The sequence below is a fragment of the Treponema sp. R8-4-B8 genome (assembly GCF_054786175.1).
Genome location: NZ_BDHE01000314.1, coordinates 1 through 496, shown reverse-complemented (window position 1 = coordinate 496; position 496 = coordinate 1). Strand labels below are relative to the sequence as shown.

Annotated in this window: 1 pseudogene; it reads right to left on the bottom strand. The window is 50.4% G+C overall.

Annotated elements, in window-relative coordinates:
* Positions 1-496, bottom strand: a pseudogene (locus ACYVRA_RS08565) (hypothetical protein); the annotation flags it as partial.

Below are 496 nucleotides of genomic sequence, written 5' to 3'. Positions count from 1 at the left end.
TCAGATTCCCATTACTGGTCCATGTGCCATTGATAAAAGTTCCGTATTGGGTGATGTCGCTGCTGCCGGAATACCGGTAAAGCGCCGCGTTGGAGGTAGTGGCACTATTTTTAAAGCCTTCCGGCGCGTTTGAACCGTATATTGTTCCCCCAATCATACGGAAGGTCGCGCCCTGGCTCGTAGACACACCGCCGCCGTACATGGCGGTATTTTTATCAGTTTCACAGTCGTTAATAATAAAAGAGGTGTCGGTACCGCAAAGTTTTGGAATAAACAACCCTCCGACGGAGTCATTAGCGGGATTGCAGTGGATTTTCCCGCCGGTCAGGATAAAAGTACTTACTTCCGCTACACGCACACCGCCGCCTTCCCGAACTGTGGTCATGTTGCCGGTAATTTCCCCTCCGTTCATGATGACAGTGGCAAATGCCACGCCCACCCCCGCGCCGCCACTATTTTTAGTATTGCCTGTTATTTTAACCCCGTCGTTTATAAT